Consider the following 18,221-nt stretch of genomic DNA (forward strand, 5'->3'; position numbering starts at 1 on the left):
GTATAAAAAGTATATTTATTCCCCTCCAGGTCAAAAATGGTAACAAAATTAGGACTTGGAGGGAGATTCAATGAAAACGGGGACTTTAAAGCAAGTATTGCTGATCACGGACGGCTGCTCCAATCAAGGTGAAGATCCGATTGCAATGGCTGCCCTCGCTAAAGAGCAGGGCATTACCATCAATGTCATCGGGGTTATGGAAGAGGATGTCATAGATGACCAGGGACTAAAGGAAATCGACGGCATTGCGATGGCTGGAGGCGGAGTCAGCCAGATTGTCTATGCCCAGCAGCTGTCACAGACGGTCCAGATGGTGACCAGGAAAGCGATGACCCAGACCTTGCAAGGTGTGGTGAACCGCGAGCTCAAACAAATTTTGGGCGGGGCAGGGACGATGGAGGACCTGCCGCCGGAAAAACGCGGTGAAATCATGGAAGTGGTGGAGGAACTGGGAGAAACGGTGCAGCTTGAAGTGCTGGTCCTGGTCGATACAAGTGCAAGCATGAAACACAAGCTGCCAACCGTCAAGGAAGCATTGCTTGATTTAAGTTTGAGCCTGAATGCCCGCAGTGGCGATAACCGGTTTACAGTGTTTGCCTTCCCTGGGGAACGCGAGGAGGTCGAGATGCTGCTTGATTGGACGCCAAGGCTTGAATCTCTCTCATCTGTTTTTTCAAAGCTGGCTGTCGGGGGCATTACGCCCACAGGGCCGGCGATTAGGGAAGCCATTAGTTATTTTGAGAAAAAACGATCGTTAAGGAGCCTGCTTTCCCGTGATGATGAATCATTCTATGAAGAGTCTGTGTAACCTCGCCCAGGGAACAGCCATTCGCGGAAAATGGCACGGCCAGCATTATACGGTCATCAAACAGCTTGGCTATGGGGCAAATGGAGTCGTTTATCTCGTTCGGACAGCAGACGGACAGGCTGCACTGAAGATGAGCGACAATGCTTCTTCCATCACATCGGAAGTGAATGTATTAAAATCTTTTACCAAGGTCCAGGGATCTGCCCTTGGGCCTTCTTTGCTGGATGTAGACGACTGGGAGCAGAGGGGGGGACGGACGAGCTTTTATGTCATGGAATTTATTAAAGGTCCTGACCTGCTTTCATTCATTCAGCAGAAAGGCACCGATTGGCTGGGAGTGCTCACCCTGCAGCTTTTATCCGACCTGGAGGATATACATAGGAATGGCTGGGTCTTTGGTGACTTAAAGCCTGAAAATTTGATTGTGACCGGCCCCCCTCCAAGAGTCCGCTGCATTGACGTGGGAGGAACCACCTTAAAGGGGAGGGCGATCAAGGAATTCACCGAGTTTTTTGACAGAGGCTATTGGGGCCTGGGCTCCAGGAAGGCTGATGAAGCCTATGACCTGTTTGCGGTTGCCATGGTGATGGTCAACACAGCCTACCCAAAGCGGTTTGCCAAAAAAGGGGGAGGATTGGACCAGCTTATGCCGCTTGTGAGGCAAAGCGAACTGGCCAAGTATGCCGAAGTCATTGAAGGGGCTTTGACCGGACGCTATCAGTCAGCTTCAGAAATGAGAAGCAGCATCCTGCAGGTCCTTCAGCCCGCCAGGAGAAAGAGGGCAGCAGCCGATTCCAAAAGGGCAGCTGCAAGGACAGCAAGGGGCGCAGGCAGCCAGCAGAAAAAAAGCGGCGGTTTTGGGGAAACGCTTCTGATTATCACCGTTATATCGATGCTCTATTTTTTTTATATTTATGTCCAAATTCATTAAATAGTTGAAACTATCGTCAAGATTGTCCGTATAATAGAGATATCATCTGCAGAAGGAAGAGCAAAAAAATGATTGAACAAAAAGTAAAGTCTTTTCTGGAGAGGCATTCTTTTTCGCTTAAAGGGAAAAGGATAGCTGTAGGAGTTTCGGGGGGACCGGATTCCCTTGCTCTGCTGCATTTCCTGTGGAAATGGCAGGAACCTTTGGATATTTACCTTATGGCCCTCCATATGGATCATATGTTCCGGGGGGAAGAGTCCTATCAGGAAGCGTTGTTTGTCCGGGATTTCTGTCACCAAAGAAACATTCCTTTTGAAATGTGCCGTTCGGATGTTCCCCGTTACATCAGGGAGACGGGGAAGAATCCCCAGCTGGCTGCCCGTGAGAGGAGATACAGCTTCTTCGAAGAGATGATCATAAAACATGACCTGCAATGCCTTGCACTTGGACATCATGGCGATGACCAGGTTGAAACCGTGTTGATGAGACTGACGCGCGGCAGTACCGGGAAGGCCAGAGCTGGCATCCCGTTTGTACGGAAGCTTGGCCGGGGGATGATTGTCCGCCCGTTTCTATGCCTTTCCCGCAAGGAGATTGAGGAGTATTGTAAGCTTCACCAGCTTGAACCGCGAAGGGACCCGAGCAATACGAAAGAGGCATACAGCCGCAATCGTTTCCGAAAGTTTGTCCTTCCGTTTTTGCATCAGGAAAACCCGCTGGTCCATGAGCATTTTCAGCGTTTTAGTGAAGAATTGGAAAGTGATGAACATTATCTTGCTGAATTAACTGCGGCCAAAATGAATAAAGTAATGAAGAAAACAGAGGAAGCAGTAACGCTGGATATTGGCCCTTTTCTAGAGATGCCAATGCCTTTACAAAGAAGAGGGATTAAACTAATATTAAACTATCTATATGAAGAACACCCTTCTTCCCTTTCCGCTGTACATATTGAAAGCATCTTTTCAATCATATGCAATCCCCACCCATCCGGTACGCTGGACTTTCCAAATGGTTTGAAAATTACCCGCTCTTACGGAAATTGCTTTTTCCAGCTCCATCCTGCAGAGTGGAAGCCATTTTACGTGGAGCTTCATGGCCCGGGTTTGGTGCAGCTGCCAGGCGGAGGCCAGATTGAGGCTTTTTGGCAGTCAGGACCATTTGATCCCGCGGACGCTGGCTCGTTTCTGGTTGGTGTCAGGGAAACCGGCTTTCCGCTTATCGTCAGGACAAGGAAGCCGGGGGATCGGATGACGTTAAAAGGGATGGCAGGTACAAAGAAGTTAAAGGATATTTTTATTGATAAAAAAATCCCGGTTTCCGAAAGGGACCGCTGGCCGGTGGTGACAGACCGCAATGGCCGCATCCTCTGGCTGCCAGGCTTGAAGAAGTCAAGCCATCTACCTGACGGGGCAGAAACAGAGGAAGTAATGAAGCTTATATACAGGCAATGAATTCTTCCAGGGGGCACAGACCATGAAACAGGATATTGAAAAAGTATTGATAACAGAAGCTGAACTTCAGGAAAAGATAAAGGAGCTCGGCGCTGCACTAACAGAAGAATATAAAGACCGCTTTCCTCTAGCGATTGGCGTCCTGAAAGGAGCAATGCCATTCATGGGGGATCTGCTGAAGAGAATGGATACCTATTTGGAAATGGATTTCATGGATGTCTCCAGCTATGGAAACTCGACTGTATCATCAGGTGAAGTGAAGATCCTGAAAGATCTTGATACTTCGGTTGAGGGCAGGGACATTCTGATTCTTGAAGACATTATCGACAGTGGGTTGACTTTGAGCTATCTTGTCGAACTTTTCCGTTATCGAAAAGCAAAGTCCATTAAAATTGTGACACTTCTGGACAAACCGACTGGAAGGAAGGTCGACCTTAAGGCAGATTATATTGGTTTTATCGTTCCGGATGAATTTGTTGTCGGGTATGGCCTGGATTATGCGGAAAAGTACCGGAACCTTCCATACATCGGTGTTTTGAAGCCGGAAGTTTACACGAAAAGCGAGTAGGGAAAGCTGGATTGGGAAAACGGTCTGAAGCTTAGTGGGACCAACGTTTCAGACGAGGGTAATTCCTTGTGCGGCTGCATTTCCATATGATACTATTTAGTATAGTTTGTTTTACTGTGGGAGGAGGTAAGGGATGAATCGGATTTTCCGTAACACCATCTTTTATTTATTAATATTTTTAGTCATTATAGGGGTTGTCAGCTTTTTTAATGGGAGCAATCAGCCTACCGAGCACATTAAGTATGACGAATTCATCAGCGAACTTGAACAGGGTAACGTCACCAACTTTACTCTGCAGCCTGAACGCGGAGTGTTCGAGATAAGAGGCCAGCTTCAAGGCTACGAAGAGGGCAAATACTTTTTGACTTATGTGTGGAATAGCGAAGCGCAGCTGGCGGAACTGAGGGACGCTGCTGCACAGGCAGATATTGAAGTCTTGCCGGCGAAAGAAACAAGCGGCTGGGTAACTTTCTTTACTTCCATCATTCCATTCATCATCATCTTCATTTTATTCTTCTTCCTGTTGAACCAGGCACAGGGCGGCGGAAGCCGGGTCATGAACTTTGGCAAGAGCAAAGCCAAGCTGTATAATGACGAGAAGAAAAAGGTCCGCTTCAAGGATGTTGCGGGTGCGGATGAAGAAAAGCAGGAACTTGTTGAAGTAGTCGAATTCCTGAAAGACCCGCGCAAATTTGCGGAGCTTGGTGCAAGGATACCAAAGGGGATCCTCCTTGTGGGACCTCCGGGTACTGGTAAGACATTGCTAGCCCGTGCGGTTGCCGGCGAGGCGGGCGTACCGTTCTTCTCGATCAGCGGATCCGACTTCGTCGAGATGTTTGTCGGTGTCGGTGCTTCCCGTGTTCGTGACTTGTTTGAAAATGCGAAAAAGAATGCGCCTTGTATTATTTTCATTGATGAGATCGATGCAGTTGGGCGCCAGCGTGGTGCGGGCCTCGGCGGCGGACACGATGAACGTGAACAGACGCTGAACCAATTGCTTGTTGAAATGGATGGCTTTGGGGCCAACGAAGGAATCATCATTGTAGCGGCAACAAACCGTCCTGATATCCTCGACCCTGCGCTATTGCGCCCAGGCCGCTTTGACCGCCAGATCACCGTTGACCGTCCGGACGTCAATGGACGTGAGGCTGTTCTGAAAGTGCATGCACGCAATAAGCCTTTGGCCGAATCGGTCAATATGAGGGCGATCGCACAGCGGACACCGGGCTTCTCCGGTGCCGACCTCGAGAACCTTCTTAATGAAGCAGCCCTCGTCGCGGCTCGCCAAAACAAGAAGAAAATCGAGATGGAAGATATCGATGAAGCAACCGACCGCGTCATTGCAGGGCCTGCCAAAAAGACGCGCGTCATTTCCAAGAAGGAACGGAATATCGTTGCTTTCCACGAAGGAGGGCATACCGTCATCGGGCTTGTGCTTGATGAGGCCGACATTGTCCACAAGGTAACCATCGTACCTCGCGGCCAGGCTGGCGGGTATGCGGTTATGCTGCCAAAGGAAGATCGTTATTTCATGACGAAGCCAGAGCTTCTTGATAAGATCACCGGGCTCCTCGGCGGCCGCGTCGCGGAAGAAATCGTCTTTGGCGAGGTAAGTACAGGCGCCCATAACGACTTCCAGAGAGCGACAGGCATCGCGAGAAAGATGGTAACAGAGTATGGAATGAGCGACAAGCTTGGGCCGCTCCAGTTTGGCCAGGCCCAGGGCGGGCAGGTTTTCCTTGGCCGCGACCTTCATAATGAACAGAATTATTCCGATGCGATTGCATATGAAATCGACTTGGAAATCCAGCGTATCATCAAGGACTGTTATGCAAGAGCGAAGCAAATTCTTACAGAGCATCGTGACAAGCTTGACTTGATTGCCAACACACTCCTCGAGGTAGAAACCCTGGATGAGGAACAAATCAGGCACCTAGCAGACCATGGCAAGCTTCCTGACCGCAGTGGGCCAGTAACTGTCGATGCAGGAGACGACGTCAAAGTCACCATCAACTCCAAAAAGGATGAAACAGCTCCGAAGAAAGACGAAAACTCCGGAGAGGCTTCCGAAAACACTCCGAACGAAGATAAGCCTAAAGAATAACGAAAGAGACGCTCTTAACAGGGCGTCTTTTTTCTGTTTGGGTATTTATTGCTGAAATTATAACCGGGAGGACAATAGAACAGGGAATTCGGCAAATAGAACGGGGTGAACGGCAAATAAAAGTGCGGAAGCGGCAAATAGAATGAGTAAATCGACCAATAGAAAGGTGCGCTGGCAAATAGAAACGGGGAAACGGCAAATAGAAGTGCGAAATCGGCAAATAGAATCAGGAAACCGGACAATAGAAAGGTGTCCTGGCAAATAGAAGCGGGGAAACGGCAAATAGAAGTGCGAAATCGGCAAATAGAAACCCAGAAACGGCAAATGAAATTACGAAATCAGCAAATAGAAATGCGAAAGCAGCAAATAGAACGAGGAAAACAGACAATAAAAAGCGATCGAGCGGGCGCCTGCGCTTTTCCTTTTTGGTTTTTGAAGATTATGGTATGATGTTGGCAGTGTTTTCTGTCTGAAAAATTTCGTAAAGTGGTGAGATACTTGATATTTGTTATAGATGTGGGCAATACGAATATCGTATTGGGGGTATATAAACAGGATGAACTAAAGCATCATTGGCGGATTGAGACAAGCCGGAATCGAAGTGAAGATGAATATGGCATGACGATAAAGGCTTTATTCGACCATGCTGGCCTGTCTTCCTCCGACATTAATGGCATTATTATATCCTCGGTCGTGCCGCCGATCATGTTTGCGCTTGAAAGAATGTGCCAAAAATATTTTGATATAAAACCATTGGTTGTCGGCCCTGGAATCAAAACAGGCTTGAACATCAAGTATGATAATCCACGCGAGGTAGGTGCTGACCGGATTGTGAATGCGGTGGCTGCCATCCATGAATACGGCAGTCCGCTGATCATTGTTGACTTCGGAACGGCAACCACTTATTGCTATATAAATGACAAGAAACAGTATATGGGCGGGGCGATTGCGCCTGGCATCGGCATCTCCACGGAGGCTCTATACTCAAGAGCAGCCAAGCTGCCGAGGATTGAAATTACCCGGCCGGATGACATTATCGGGCGCAACACCGTTTCTGCCATGCAGGCGGGGATTTTATACGGATATGTCGGGCAGGTAGAGGGAATAGTTAAACGGATGAAAGCTAAAGGGGATATTGACCCGACTGTGATTGCCACGGGAGGGCTTGCAGGCCTCATTGCGGACGAATCCAGCGTAATTGACATTGTCGACCCATACTTGACCTTAAAAGGATTGCAGCTTATTTACGAGCGGAATCTTGATATGGCAAAATAGTACACCGACGAGAAAGGAGCAGACTAATGAATGATTATTTGGTAAAAGGATTGGCTTTTGACGGACAAGTGAGAGCCTATGCTGTCAGGACGACAGAAGCAGTAGCTGAAGCGCAAAGGAGGCATTATACATGGCCGGTTGCATCGGCAGCACTCGGCCGCACAATGTCGGCGGGTGTCATGATGGGTGCGATGCTGCAAGGTGATGATAACTTGACGATCAAGGTCGAGGGCGGAGGCCCGATTGGGGTCATTCTTGTCGACAGCAATGCAAAAGGGGATGTCAGGGGCTATGTCTCCAACCCGCATGTCCACTTTGACTTGAATGAGCAAGGGAAGCTTGATGTCCGGGCTGCTGTGGGCACCGAGGGAATGCTATCAGTTGTAAAGGACATCGGCCTTCGTGACTTCTTCACTGGCCAGGTGCCGATTGTGTCTGGCGAGCTGGGCGAGGACTTCACCTATTACTTTGCGGTTTCGGAACAGCTTCCATCATCCGTTGGGGTGGGCGTGCTTGTAAACCCGGACAACAGCATTCTGGCTGCCGGGGGCTTCATTATCCAGCTGATGCCTGGGGCCGCCGAAGAAACGATTGACGAGATTGAGCGTAGGTTAAAGGAAATTCCGCCTGTATCAAAACTGATTGAGAAAGGATTGACTCCTGAAGAACTTCTCGAGCAGGTTTTGGGGAAGGAAAATGTGACATTCCTTGAGACTATTCCTGTTTCATTCAAATGCAAGTGCTCGAAGGACCGCTTTGGAAGCGCGATTATCAGCCTTGGCGCGGAAGAGATCGAGGACATGATTGCCAAGGAAGGCCAGGCGGAGGCCCAGTGCCATTTCTGCAACGAAAAATATGTATTTGATAAAGCTGAATTGACAGAAATGATGAATCAGGCGCAATAAAAACCTGGGGGAAGACAAATTGGGGAAAAGACAGCTCTTGATGGCCGTTGTTGCTTTAGTTATCCTTAATGTCCTGACACTTTCTTTCTTCCTGTCGCGGCCGGATTACAGAGCAGGAAAGGAAACTGTTGCCACGGTCGGAAAGGAAGAAATCACCAGGCAGGAATGGCTGGGGGAAATGGAAGCAAGGTATGGGGAAGAAACCCTGCGGAATTTGGTGGATCAGAAGGTCATTGAAAAAATGGCGGACAAATATAAAATCAAGGTCTCGGATACTGATGTTGAACAGGAATTAACGATGTATAAGGTGCTCTATGGGCCGCAGGGCCAGAATTTTGACGATGAACAATGGCAGAAACAGGTGAAGCTTGGCTTGATGCTTGAGGAACTGCTGACCAAGGATGCTGTTTTTTCGGAGGAAGAATTGGAAGAGTACTACCGCCAAAACATGAGCTTATTTGAGATTCCGGCTGCCTACCGTTTATCACAGATCATTGTGAAAAGTGAGGAAGAAGCACAGCAGACGATTAAGGAGCTTGAGGAAGGATCCAGCTTTTCCGCCCTGGCCATGGAGCGGTCCTTGGACGAGTTTTCCGCCAACCAGGGGGGAGAACTCGGGTTTGTGAGTGAGGAAAGCGAACGAGTGGAACCCGAGGTCCTTGCCGAAGTCCGAGGCATGAAAGAACAAAGCTGGAGCAGACCTATCAAGCTCGAGACCGGTTATGGCATCGTTTATCTGCATGAGAAAGTGGAAGGGAAGAAATACGCATTTTCGGAAGTCAAAGACCGGGTGCGCAGGCAGATGGCGGTGGAGCAAATGGATCTTCCGGTTTCAGCGCGGAACTTCTGGTCCGAAGCGGAAGTCAGCTGGTTTTACGGGAAATAGGAAAAAAACTAATTTAAAAAGCATGAATCAGAAATGGTTTGTGCTTTTTTCTAACTTAAGCTTAAAATTGGTCTCCATGCTGGCAGAAAATGTTTGACAATACCTGAAAAGGCTGATAAATTTAAATTAAACCAATTAATTTACTCGGATTAATGATAGGGGGATAAAAATGGTAAGGATTGCAAACTCCGTTACGGAACTGATTGGCCAAACACCAATTGTTAAACTGAACCGCCTGACAGACGAGAACAGTGCGGATGTGTATCTAAAACTGGAATACATGAACCCGGGGAGCAGTGTTAAAGACCGTATTGCTTTGGCGATGATTGAAGCAGCCGAAGAAAGCGGAAAGCTTAAAGCAGGAGACACCCTGATTGAGCCAACAAGCGGCAATACGGGAATCGGCCTTGCAATGGTGGCTGCTGCCAAAGGATACAAAGCAATTCTTGTCATGCCGGAAACAATGAGCATGGAGCGCCGCAATCTTTTAAGGGCATATGGCGCAGAACTTGTCCTGACTCCAGGGCCAGAAGGAATGGGCGGTGCGATCCGCAAGGCGGAAGAGCTGGCAAAGGAAAACGGCTACTTCATGCCTCAGCAGTTTAAAAACGAAGCCAACCCGATTGTCCATGAGAGAACAACCGGACCTGAGATTGTCGAGCAAATGGGCGACCAGCTTGATGCCTTTATTTCAGGAATTGGAACAGGCGGAACGATTACAGGTGCGGGGAAAGTCCTCCGTGAAAAGTACGAAGGAATCCAGATTGTGGCTGTAGAGCCTACAGATTCTCCGGTACTTTCCGGCGGAAAGCCCGGACCACATAAAATCCAGGGAATCGGTGCGGGTTTTGTGCCGGATGTCCTCGATACCGGGATCTATGATGAAATCATCCAGGTGCAGAACGAGCAGGCATTTGAATATGCCCGCCGCGCAGCGAAGGAAGAAGGCATTCTTGGGGGAATCTCCTCAGGCGCAGCCATCTATGCTGCACTGCAAGTAGCCCAGAAGCTTGGAAAAGGCAAAAAGGTGCTTGCTATCATCCCGAGCAACGGCGAACGCTACCTAAGCACACCGCTTTATCAATTTGACTAAGATGTTCGTGAAGAGGCATGCCTTCGGGCGTGCCTCTTTTTTTGTGGAAAAATAGGAAACAAGCCCAAGCTTCATGTATGATGATAGGGAGACAATTAATAGGGGTGCAAACGATGCCGAAATATGGTATTTATTATAAAAAGCTTGCATATGAGCATGACAGACTTTTTCACCAGTATGCAATTATAGCAAAAGATTTTAAAGAACATGTGCTGCTCGAAAGCGGCAGGGGCGGTACCTATTCCGTGGCAGCCTTTGGTCCGGCGGCGGTTTTAACAGGAAAAGACAGGGAGCTGACTGTCAGGGACCAGCATGGCACAACCAAGCTTTACGGAAATTTGCTGGCCGAGATGAAAAAGTGGATGGAGACATATCAGGTGGAAACAGCAGATGAGATCCTGCCAGATTTCCGGGGAGGGGCCATCGGTTTTATCAGCTATGATTATGCCCGTTCCATTGAAAAGCTCCCGCAAGTAGGTGCTGATGATCTGGCGATTCCTGAAGTCCATTTCTTTGTATTTGACCAGTGGTTTGTATTTGACCATGTGACCAAGCAGCTTTGGATCATGCTGCTTGCAGAAGAGGGCCGGGAGGAAGCGGCTGAGCAAAAAGCGGAAGACTGGCTCAAGAGATGGACCGAGACAGGGGAATCCGGCCATTTGCCCCAGCGGGTTTCAGCGGAGGAAGAGCTGGAGGTTTCCATGGGTGAATCGCAGTTCATCGATGCGGTTCAAAAGATTCAGCACTATATTTCCCAGGGAGATGTCTTTCAGGTCAACCTTTCTGTCAGGCAGACCCGGCCGCTGGAAGCCCACCCTCTCGATGTGTATCGTAAACTGAGAGAGTTCAACCCCTCTCCCTATATGGGCTACTATCATACTGAAAATTTTCAGCTGGTCTGCGGATCGCCTGAGCTGCTGGTAAAGAAAAAGGGACGGGAAGTGAGCACCCGCCCGATTGCGGGAACGCGTTCGAGGGGCCGGGATGAATTGGACGATGCCAGACTTGCTGCAGAGTTAATCCATAACGAAAAAGAACGGGCGGAACATGTTATGCTTGTCGACCTGGAGCGAAATGACCTGGGAAGGGTATGCCAGTATGGCACTGTTGAAGTGGATGAGTTCATGGTAATTGAGAAATACTCCCATGTTATGCATATCGTTTCGAATGTAAAGGGAGAACTGCGCCCTGACAGTAACTGGGATGATGTCATCCATGCTGTTTTCCCAGGCGGGACAATCACGGGTGCCCCGAAGGTCCGGACAATGGAAATCATCGAAGAACTTGAACCGGTCAGAAGAGGGCCCTACACAGGGTCGCTTGGATGGGTTGGATTTAATGGTGATATGGATATGAATATCATCATCCGCACCATGCTTGCCAAGGAAGGTAAAGCCCATATCCAGGCAGGGGCCGGAATCGTCATCGACTCAAATCCGCAAAATGAATATAAAGAGTCGCTCAAAAAGGCCTTTGCACTGTGGAGGGCAAAAGAACTGGCAGAATCAGAAAAAGGTGAGAAAACATGATTTTAATGATCGATAATTACGATTCTTTTACCTATAATCTCGTACAGTATCTTGGAGAACTGGGGGAAGAATTGAAAGTCATCCGCAATGACCAGCTGACAACAGGCGATATTGCGGAAATCCAGCCTAAATACCTCATGATTTCGCCCGGGCCTTGCTCGCCCAATGAGGCGGGTATCAGCCTCCAGGCGATCGAGCAGTATGCAGGCGAGCTGCCGGTGTTTGGCGTCTGTCTCGGCCACCAGGCGATTGTACAGGTGTTTGGCGGGGAAGTGGTCCAGGCGGAGCGGCTGATGCACGGGAAAACATCCATGGTCCATCACGATGGCAAAACCATCTTCAAGGGCATTGAATCCCCCTTCCCAGCGGCACGGTACCACAGCCTGATTGTAAAAAAGGAGAACCTTCCGGACTGCCTGGAAGTGTCTGCGTGGACGGCCGAAGGGGAAATCATGGCCATCCGCCACAAGACATTGCCAATGGAAGGAGTGCAGTTTCATCCCGAATCAATCCTGACCACAGCTGGAAAGCAGCTGCTGCGCAACTTTATCGATGCCTATGGGGCCAATAAAAACCCCGTCCTGGCAGGCAAGGGTGCTGAATAACTTGATTGTCTTTGCAAACGGAGAATATATCAGCGGTGATGAAGTGAAAATTTCACCTTTCGACCATGGTTTTTTATACGGGCTGGGGCTATTTGAGACATTCCGCATCTATGGTGGACATCCTTTTCTGCTGGATGACCATCTGGTCCGGCTTAATGAGGGCCTGAGGACCTTGGGAATCAAAGCGGAATACCGTCGGCACGAAGTTTTGCCGATATTGAAGGGGCTCCTGGCAGCCAATTCATTGGAGAATGCCTATGTCCGGATGAATGTTTCGGCAGGGGTAGGAGAGATCGGGCTGCAGACTGCGCTGTATGAGCATCCCAATCTCCTTGTTTTTATGAAGCCGCTCGGAACGTCTTCCGGAATGGTGGAAAAGAAACTGGTTTTGCTAAACCTTAAGCGGAATACCCCGGAAGGAGACATCCGCCTAAAATCGCACCACTATCTTAATAATATTCTCGCGAAACGGGAGCTCGGAGCAACCTCCGAAGTGGAGGGCATTTTCCTGACAAGAGAGGGCTTTCTAGCTGAAGGGATTGTCTCCAACCTGTTCTGGACAGATGGTGAAACCCTTTTTACGCCGTCAGTCGAGACGGGGATCCTCAACGGCATTACACGTCAATTTGTGATGAAGCTGGCAGGTAAACTGCAATTGGAAGTGCAGGAAGGCTTTTATCATCAAGAGGCATTGCTGGAGGCAGAGGAGCTGTTTGTAACCAATTCCATCCAGGAGGTTGTGCCTGTTTCCATGTTTGGAAAGAGAACATTTCCTGGGAAAGAGGGCAGGGTCGTAAAGGCATTATCAAGGCTATATGGGGAAAACCGGAGGAAACTTTGGAATAGAAACAGTTTGCAATAGGAGGTTTTAACATATGGAACAAAAGCAAGTGATACAGGCGGGGCCGTATGAGCTGGATTACCAAAAAAAGACGCTGATCATGGGAATCTTGAATGCCACCCCAGATTCCTTTTCAGATGGCGGAAAGTATGCACGAATTGATGCGGCGCTGCAGCATGCAGGCAAAATGAAGGAAGATGGAGCGGATATCATTGATATCGGCGGTGAATCCACCCGGCCGGGGTATACCAGGATTTCCGATGAGGAAGAAATTGAGCGGATCGTGCCGGTCATCGAGGCGATTTCAAAAAATATTGATGTAGCCATATCGGTCGATACGTATAAATCCAAAGTTGCGGAAGCGGGGCTGAAGGCAGGAGCTCATATCATCAATGATATATGGGGCGTTAAGGCCGACCCCGAGATGGCCAAAGTAGCGGCACAGTATGATGTTCCGATTATCCTCCAGCATAACCGGGACAACCGCGACTATTCCCGTTTTGTCCGTGATGTGCTTAATGATGTTTACAAAAGCATCGGCTTGGCGAGAATTGCAGGGGTGAAGCCGGAAAAAATCATCTTGGACCCCGGGATCGGGTTTGCGAAGGACTTTGATCAGAATATCGAAATCATGCGTCATTTGGATACAATGGCTGCCCTTGGCTATCCTGTGCTGCTGGGAACTTCAAGAAAAGGTTTCATCGGACAAGTTCTTGATCTCCCTGTCAACGAACGCATGGAAGGGACTGGTGCTACTGTTTGCTACGGCATTCAAAAGGGGTGCCATATCGTCAGGGTCCATGATGTAAAAGAAATGGCCCGGATGGCCAGAATGATGGATGCGCTGCTCGGAAAGGGTGATGGCCGTGGATAAAATCCACCTTAGAAAAATGGGTTTTTATGGATATCATGGGGTTTTCCCTGAGGAAACGAAGCTTGGTCAGCGCTTTGCGGTTGACCTTACGGTGGAAGTAGACCTGTCTGCAGCAAGCAAAAGCGACAGGCTTGAGGATTCCATCAACTATGCCGAGCTGTATCAAATCTGCAAGGATGTAGTCGAAGGCGAGCCCCTTAAGCTCGTTGAAGCAGTAGCGGAGAAGATTGCTTCCGCGGTCTTAAGCAACTATAACGCAGTGGCAGTCTGCCATGTTACCGTCATTAAGCCGGACCCTCCTATCCAAGGGCATTACGAATCAGTAGCTGTAGAAATTACGAGGAGCCGGTAAAATGGACAATATCGCCTATCTTGCATTAGGGTCCAACTTAGGAGACCGTTTTGGGTATCTTGGGAGAGCTGTTGAGCTTCTGCACCGGCATGAAAAAATAGAAGTGGTAAATACTTCTTCCATTTATGAAACCGATCCGGTAGGCTATACGAATCAGGATGCGTTTTTAAACATGGTGGTCAAGGTCCGGACTGGTTTGGGCCCACTTGATTTGCTGGGCGCTGTCAATAAAATTGAGGAAGAACTTGGGAGAAAAAGGGAAGTAAGGTGGGGTCCAAGGACTCTGGACCTTGACATATTGCTGTATAATCAAGAGAATATTAACTCGGAGAAACTGACAGTCCCGCATCCGCGTATGCAGGAGCGTGCCTTTGTCATGATTCCATTATTGGAGATTGATTCTGTGTCACTGCCAGGCAGTGACAGTATAACCGACATAGAAGGAGTCCGAATATGGAAGCGGAAAAATGGGGAAGACGTATTCGCGCTTTTCGAAAACTGAAGGGTTTTACACAGGAAGGTTTTGCAAAAGAGCTTGGGGTTTCGGTTTCCGTGCTGGGAGAAATAGAGAGAGGCAACAGGATGCCGGACGAATCGTTTCGCAGCCTGGTTGCCTGCATGCTGGATATCAGCGTGGAAGAACTCGCACCTCCCGGGGAAAAGAACAATCGTTAAATAATAGAATGAAGAGCGGGAGGTAGAATGATGCTTAAAATCGGAGATGTTCAAATAGACAACCCGGTCGTCCTTGCACCGATGGCCGGAGTATGCAATTCTGCTTTCCGGCTGACAGTCAAAGAATTCGGTGCAGGCCTTGTATGTGCGGAAATGGTAAGTGACAAGGGCATTGTGTTCCAAAATGAAAAAAGCATGGATATGCTGTTTATTGATGATCGCGAATATCCTCTCAGCCTGCAAATCTTTGGCGGTGCAAAAGAAACACTTGTACAGGCGGCCCAGTTCGTCGACAAAAATACCAATGCCGCGATAATTGATATTAATATGGGATGTCCGGTTCCCAAAATCACAAAATGCGATGCCGGAGCGAAATGGCTTCTTGATCCCGACAAAATCTATGATATGGTGGCGGCTGTAGTCGATGCTGTAGACAAGCCTGTTACGGTCAAAATGCGTATAGGCTGGGACGAGGATCATATCTATGCCGTGAAAAATGCCCAAATGGTTGAACGTGCAGGCGGCAGCGCGGTGGCCCTTCATGGCCGGACCCGTGTTCAAATGTACGAAGGAAACGCCAACTGGGACATCATCCGTGAAGTGAAGCAATCCATCAGCATTCCGCTGATTGGCAATGGGGATGTACAGACACCGCAGGATGCAAAACGAATGCTGGATGAAACAGGTGCTGACGGCGTGATGATTGGCCGTGCGGCACTGGGCAATCCGTGGATGATTTACAGGACGGTTAAGTATCTTGAGACTGGTGAATTGATGGACGAGCCATCTGCTCGTGAAAAGATGGATGTATGCATCCTCCATCTTGACCGCCTGATTGCCCTGAAGAATGAACATATCGCCGTTCGCGAAATGCGCAAGCATGCAGCATGGTATCTTAAGGGTGTCGCGGGAAATGGGAAAATCCGCAGCCTTGTTAACGAGTGCAATACACGCGACGAACTTGTGACTCTGCTCACCAATCATGCAAATGAAGTGGAGGCTGCGGCAGAATCACAGGCGGTTTAATTTGACATTCCAAGGCTGTTTTTCTATAATACCAATGTAATTGACAACGGCTGCCAGTGGAAGACTGGCAGTTTTTTTGTATATATGCATTTTATGATGTCTGAACCGTCTCTTTTGTGTAAAATAATAAAAGTATCTATTCAAGGCTTACATACAACAATTCAACCATTGGAGTGAAAATAAATGAGTGAAGAATTAAATGACCAATTGCAGGTCAGAAGAGAGAAAATGAATGCCCTCAGGGAAAAAGGACTTGATCCCTTCGGCAAACGCTTCGAAAGGAGCCACGATACAAAGCAGCTCGTTGAGAAATATGGAGAACTTGAAAAGGAAGCATTTGACTCAAATGAGGTGGCTGTTAAAATTGCCGGCCGGATTATGACCAAGCGGGGCAAAGGGAAAGCGGGATTTGCCCATCTGAAAGACCTGACCGGGCAAATTCAGATTTATGTGCGCCAGGATGCCGTAGGCGAGGAGCAGTATGCCATCTTTAATGAGGCCGACCTTGGAGACCTCGTCGGGGTTGAAGGCACTCTTTTCAAAACCAAGGTTGGGGAACTGTCCATTAAAGTTACTGATTTTGTGTTTTTGACAAAAGCTTTGCGCCCGCTGCCTGACAAGTTCCACGGTTTGAAGGATATTGAGCAGCGCTACCGCCAACGTTACCTTGACCTTATTGTTAGTGATGAAAGCAGGCAGACCTTCATTAACCGCAGCCGGATCATCCAGGCGATGAGGCGCTACCTTGACGACCAAGGCTATCTGGAAGTGGAAACGCCGATGATGCATTCGATTGCCGGCGGAGCATCTGCCCGTCCATTCATTACCCACCATAATGCGTTGGATATGACTCTGTATATGCGCATCGCGATTGAGCTCCATTTAAAAAGGCTGATTGTCGGCGGGATGGAGAAAGTGTACGAAATAGGGCGAGTGTTCCGGAATGAAGGAGTATCCACCAGGCATAATCCTGAATTCACCATGATTGAGCTGTATGAAGCATATGCAGACTATCGCGATATCATGTCCCTCACTGAAAACCTGATTGCCCATGTTGCCCAGGAAGTCCTTGGAACAACTACCGTCCAGTATGGGGATCATGAAATTGACCTTAAACCAGAGTGGAAAAGGCTCCATATGGTGGACGCGGTCAAGGAATATACAGGGGTAGACTTCTGGAAAGAAACGAGCACCGAAGAAGCGCGCCAGCTTGCCAAGGAGCACGGAGTCGAAATTACCGAGCATATGCAATATGGTCATATCGTTAATGAATTCTTTGAGCAGAAGGTAGAAGAGAAACTCATCCAGCCAACGTTTATTTATGGCCATCCGGTTGAAATTTCTCCGCTTGCTAAAAAGAATGATGAGGACCCTCGCTTCACAGACCGCTTCGAGCTCTTCATTGTTGCCCGTGAGCATGCTAATGCATTTACGGAGCTGAACGATCCAATCGATCAGCGCGAGCGCTTTGAAGCACAGTTGAAAGAAAAAGAGCAAGGCAATGATGAGGCGCATGAAATGGATGAGGATTTCATTGAAGCGCTGGAATACGGAATGCCTCCAACCGGCGGATTGGGAATTGGAATCGACAGGCTTGTCATGCTTCTGACAAACTCGCCATCAATCCGTGACGTTCTGTTATTCCCATTAATGCGTCATCGATAAGATTAAAAAGGGCAAAGCGAATTCGCTTTGCTCTTTTTTTATATGGAGTTGTGTGAATACTTTTATTTCAAATCGGAGACAAAAAAATTACAAAAAGATATTGCCATCACATAATAACGGTGGTATATTAATATCTGTTGCTGCGAGACAGCAAGCCGGCAAGTTAAATGATAAAAAAACTTGTTGACATCAGTTCTTTAAACTGATAATATATAAGAGTTGCTTCACAAGAAGTAACAATGAAAAATTGCTCTTTGAAAACTAAACAAACAAGCGTCAACAAAACAATAATATTCATGCCTTCTACTATAGAAGACATGAGCCAACGTTTTATTTTATGAGCTTACTCATACTCTTTATTGGAGAGTTTGATCCTGGCTCAGGACGAACGCTGGCGGCGTGCCTAATACATGCAAGTCGAGCGGACTTGAGGGAGCTTGCTCCCGATGGTCAGCGGCGGACGGGTGAGTAACACGTGGGCAACCTGCCTGTAAGACTGGGATAACTCCGGGAAACCGGGGCTAATACCGGATAATTCATTTCCTCACATGATGGAATGCTGAAAGACGGTTTCGGCTGTCACTTACAGATGGGCCCGCGGCGCATTAGCTAGTTGGTGAGGTAACGGCTCAC

General features: G+C 48.4%; 18 protein-coding genes. All 18 read left to right on the plus strand.

What is annotated here, in order from left to right:
* The first annotated feature begins 70 nt into the window (after positions 1-70).
* The gene (locus tag ADU22_RS05495; RefSeq protein WP_053361273.1) at positions 71-808 is read left to right on the plus strand and encodes a VWA domain-containing protein; all 738 of its coding nucleotides are present in this window, start codon (positions 71-73) and stop codon (positions 806-808) included.
* On the plus strand, positions 777-1,739 hold the full coding sequence (prkT, locus tag ADU22_RS05500; RefSeq protein ID WP_053361274.1) for a serine/threonine protein kinase PrkT: 963 nt from the start codon (positions 777-779) through the stop codon (positions 1,737-1,739). Before ADU22_RS05495 ends, prkT begins: the two co-directional genes overlap by 32 nt.
* A gap of 68 nt (positions 1,740-1,807) precedes the next feature.
* Positions 1,808-3,190, plus strand: coding sequence for a tRNA lysidine(34) synthetase TilS (gene tilS / locus ADU22_RS05505; protein ID WP_053361275.1), 1,383 nt, complete (start codon positions 1,808-1,810; stop codon positions 3,188-3,190).
* Between the two features lie 22 nt (positions 3,191-3,212).
* A complete protein-coding gene (gene hpt, locus ADU22_RS05510; RefSeq protein WP_053361276.1) occupies positions 3,213-3,758 on the plus strand; it encodes a hypoxanthine phosphoribosyltransferase in 546 nt (181 codons plus the stop codon).
* A gap of 133 nt (positions 3,759-3,891) precedes the next feature.
* The gene (gene ftsH / locus ADU22_RS05515) at positions 3,892-5,862 is read left to right on the plus strand and encodes an ATP-dependent zinc metalloprotease FtsH (protein WP_053361277.1); all 1,971 of its coding nucleotides are present in this window, start codon (positions 3,892-3,894) and stop codon (positions 5,860-5,862) included.
* A 498-nt stretch (positions 5,863-6,360) separates the two neighbouring features.
* Positions 6,361-7,137, plus strand: a complete 777-nt coding sequence (locus ADU22_RS05525; protein ID WP_053361279.1) for a type III pantothenate kinase — start codon at positions 6,361-6,363, stop codon at positions 7,135-7,137.
* Positions 7,138-7,163: 26 nt separating this feature from the next.
* Positions 7,164-8,042 carry an Hsp33 family molecular chaperone HslO gene (gene hslO / locus ADU22_RS05530; RefSeq protein ID WP_053361280.1) on the plus strand — a complete coding sequence of 293 codons (879 nt, stop codon included), beginning with the start codon at positions 7,164-7,166 and terminating at the stop codon, positions 8,040-8,042.
* 19 nt (positions 8,043-8,061) lie between these two features.
* The gene (locus ADU22_RS05535; RefSeq protein WP_053361281.1) at positions 8,062-8,928 is read left to right on the plus strand and encodes a peptidyl-prolyl cis-trans isomerase; all 867 of its coding nucleotides are present in this window, start codon (positions 8,062-8,064) and stop codon (positions 8,926-8,928) included.
* A 169-nt stretch (positions 8,929-9,097) separates the two neighbouring features.
* Entirely contained in the window at positions 9,098-10,021 is a 924-nt protein-coding gene (cysK, locus tag ADU22_RS05540) for a cysteine synthase A (RefSeq protein ID WP_053361282.1), read from the plus strand.
* A 113-nt stretch (positions 10,022-10,134) separates the two neighbouring features.
* Positions 10,135-11,550, plus strand: coding sequence for an aminodeoxychorismate synthase, component I (pabB, locus tag ADU22_RS05545; protein WP_053361283.1), 1,416 nt, complete (start codon positions 10,135-10,137; stop codon positions 11,548-11,550).
* Positions 11,547-12,155, plus strand: a complete 609-nt coding sequence (pabA, locus tag ADU22_RS05550) for an aminodeoxychorismate/anthranilate synthase component II (protein WP_053361284.1) — start codon at positions 11,547-11,549, stop codon at positions 12,153-12,155. The genes pabB and pabA overlap by 4 nt, the downstream gene beginning before the upstream one ends.
* Before the next feature lies 1 nt (position 12,156).
* Positions 12,157-13,017 (plus strand): aminodeoxychorismate lyase, encoded by an 861-nt coding sequence (gene pabC / locus ADU22_RS05555; protein ID WP_053361285.1) that lies wholly within the window; start codon positions 12,157-12,159, stop codon positions 13,015-13,017.
* Positions 13,018-13,030: 13 nt separating this feature from the next.
* On the plus strand, positions 13,031-13,870 hold the full coding sequence (gene folP, locus ADU22_RS05560) for a dihydropteroate synthase (protein WP_053361286.1): 840 nt from the start codon (positions 13,031-13,033) through the stop codon (positions 13,868-13,870).
* The gene (gene folB, locus ADU22_RS05565; protein ID WP_502688733.1) at positions 13,857-14,222 is read left to right on the plus strand and encodes a dihydroneopterin aldolase; all 366 of its coding nucleotides are present in this window, start codon (positions 13,857-13,859) and stop codon (positions 14,220-14,222) included. Before folP ends, folB begins: the two co-directional genes overlap by 14 nt.
* A gap of 1 nt (position 14,223) precedes the next feature.
* Positions 14,224-14,724 carry a 2-amino-4-hydroxy-6-hydroxymethyldihydropteridine diphosphokinase gene (gene folK, locus ADU22_RS05570; RefSeq protein WP_053361288.1) on the plus strand — a complete coding sequence of 167 codons (501 nt, stop codon included), beginning with the start codon at positions 14,224-14,226 and terminating at the stop codon, positions 14,722-14,724.
* Positions 14,676-14,897, plus strand: a complete 222-nt coding sequence (locus ADU22_RS05575) for a helix-turn-helix domain-containing protein (protein WP_053361289.1) — start codon at positions 14,676-14,678, stop codon at positions 14,895-14,897. The genes folK and ADU22_RS05575 overlap by 49 nt, the downstream gene beginning before the upstream one ends.
* A 30-nt stretch (positions 14,898-14,927) precedes the next feature.
* Positions 14,928-15,923, plus strand: coding sequence for a tRNA dihydrouridine synthase DusB (dusB, locus tag ADU22_RS05580; RefSeq protein ID WP_053361290.1), 996 nt, complete (start codon positions 14,928-14,930; stop codon positions 15,921-15,923).
* Between the two features lie 183 nt (positions 15,924-16,106).
* Positions 16,107-17,588, plus strand: coding sequence for a lysine--tRNA ligase (lysS, locus tag ADU22_RS05585; RefSeq protein ID WP_053361291.1), 1,482 nt, complete (start codon positions 16,107-16,109; stop codon positions 17,586-17,588).
* Positions 17,589-18,221: the final 633 nt, after the last annotated feature.

It is taken from the genome of Bacillus sp. FJAT-27251 (genome assembly GCF_001273925.1).
Lineage (GTDB): Bacteria > Bacillota > Bacilli > Bacillales > Cytobacillaceae > Mesobacillus_B.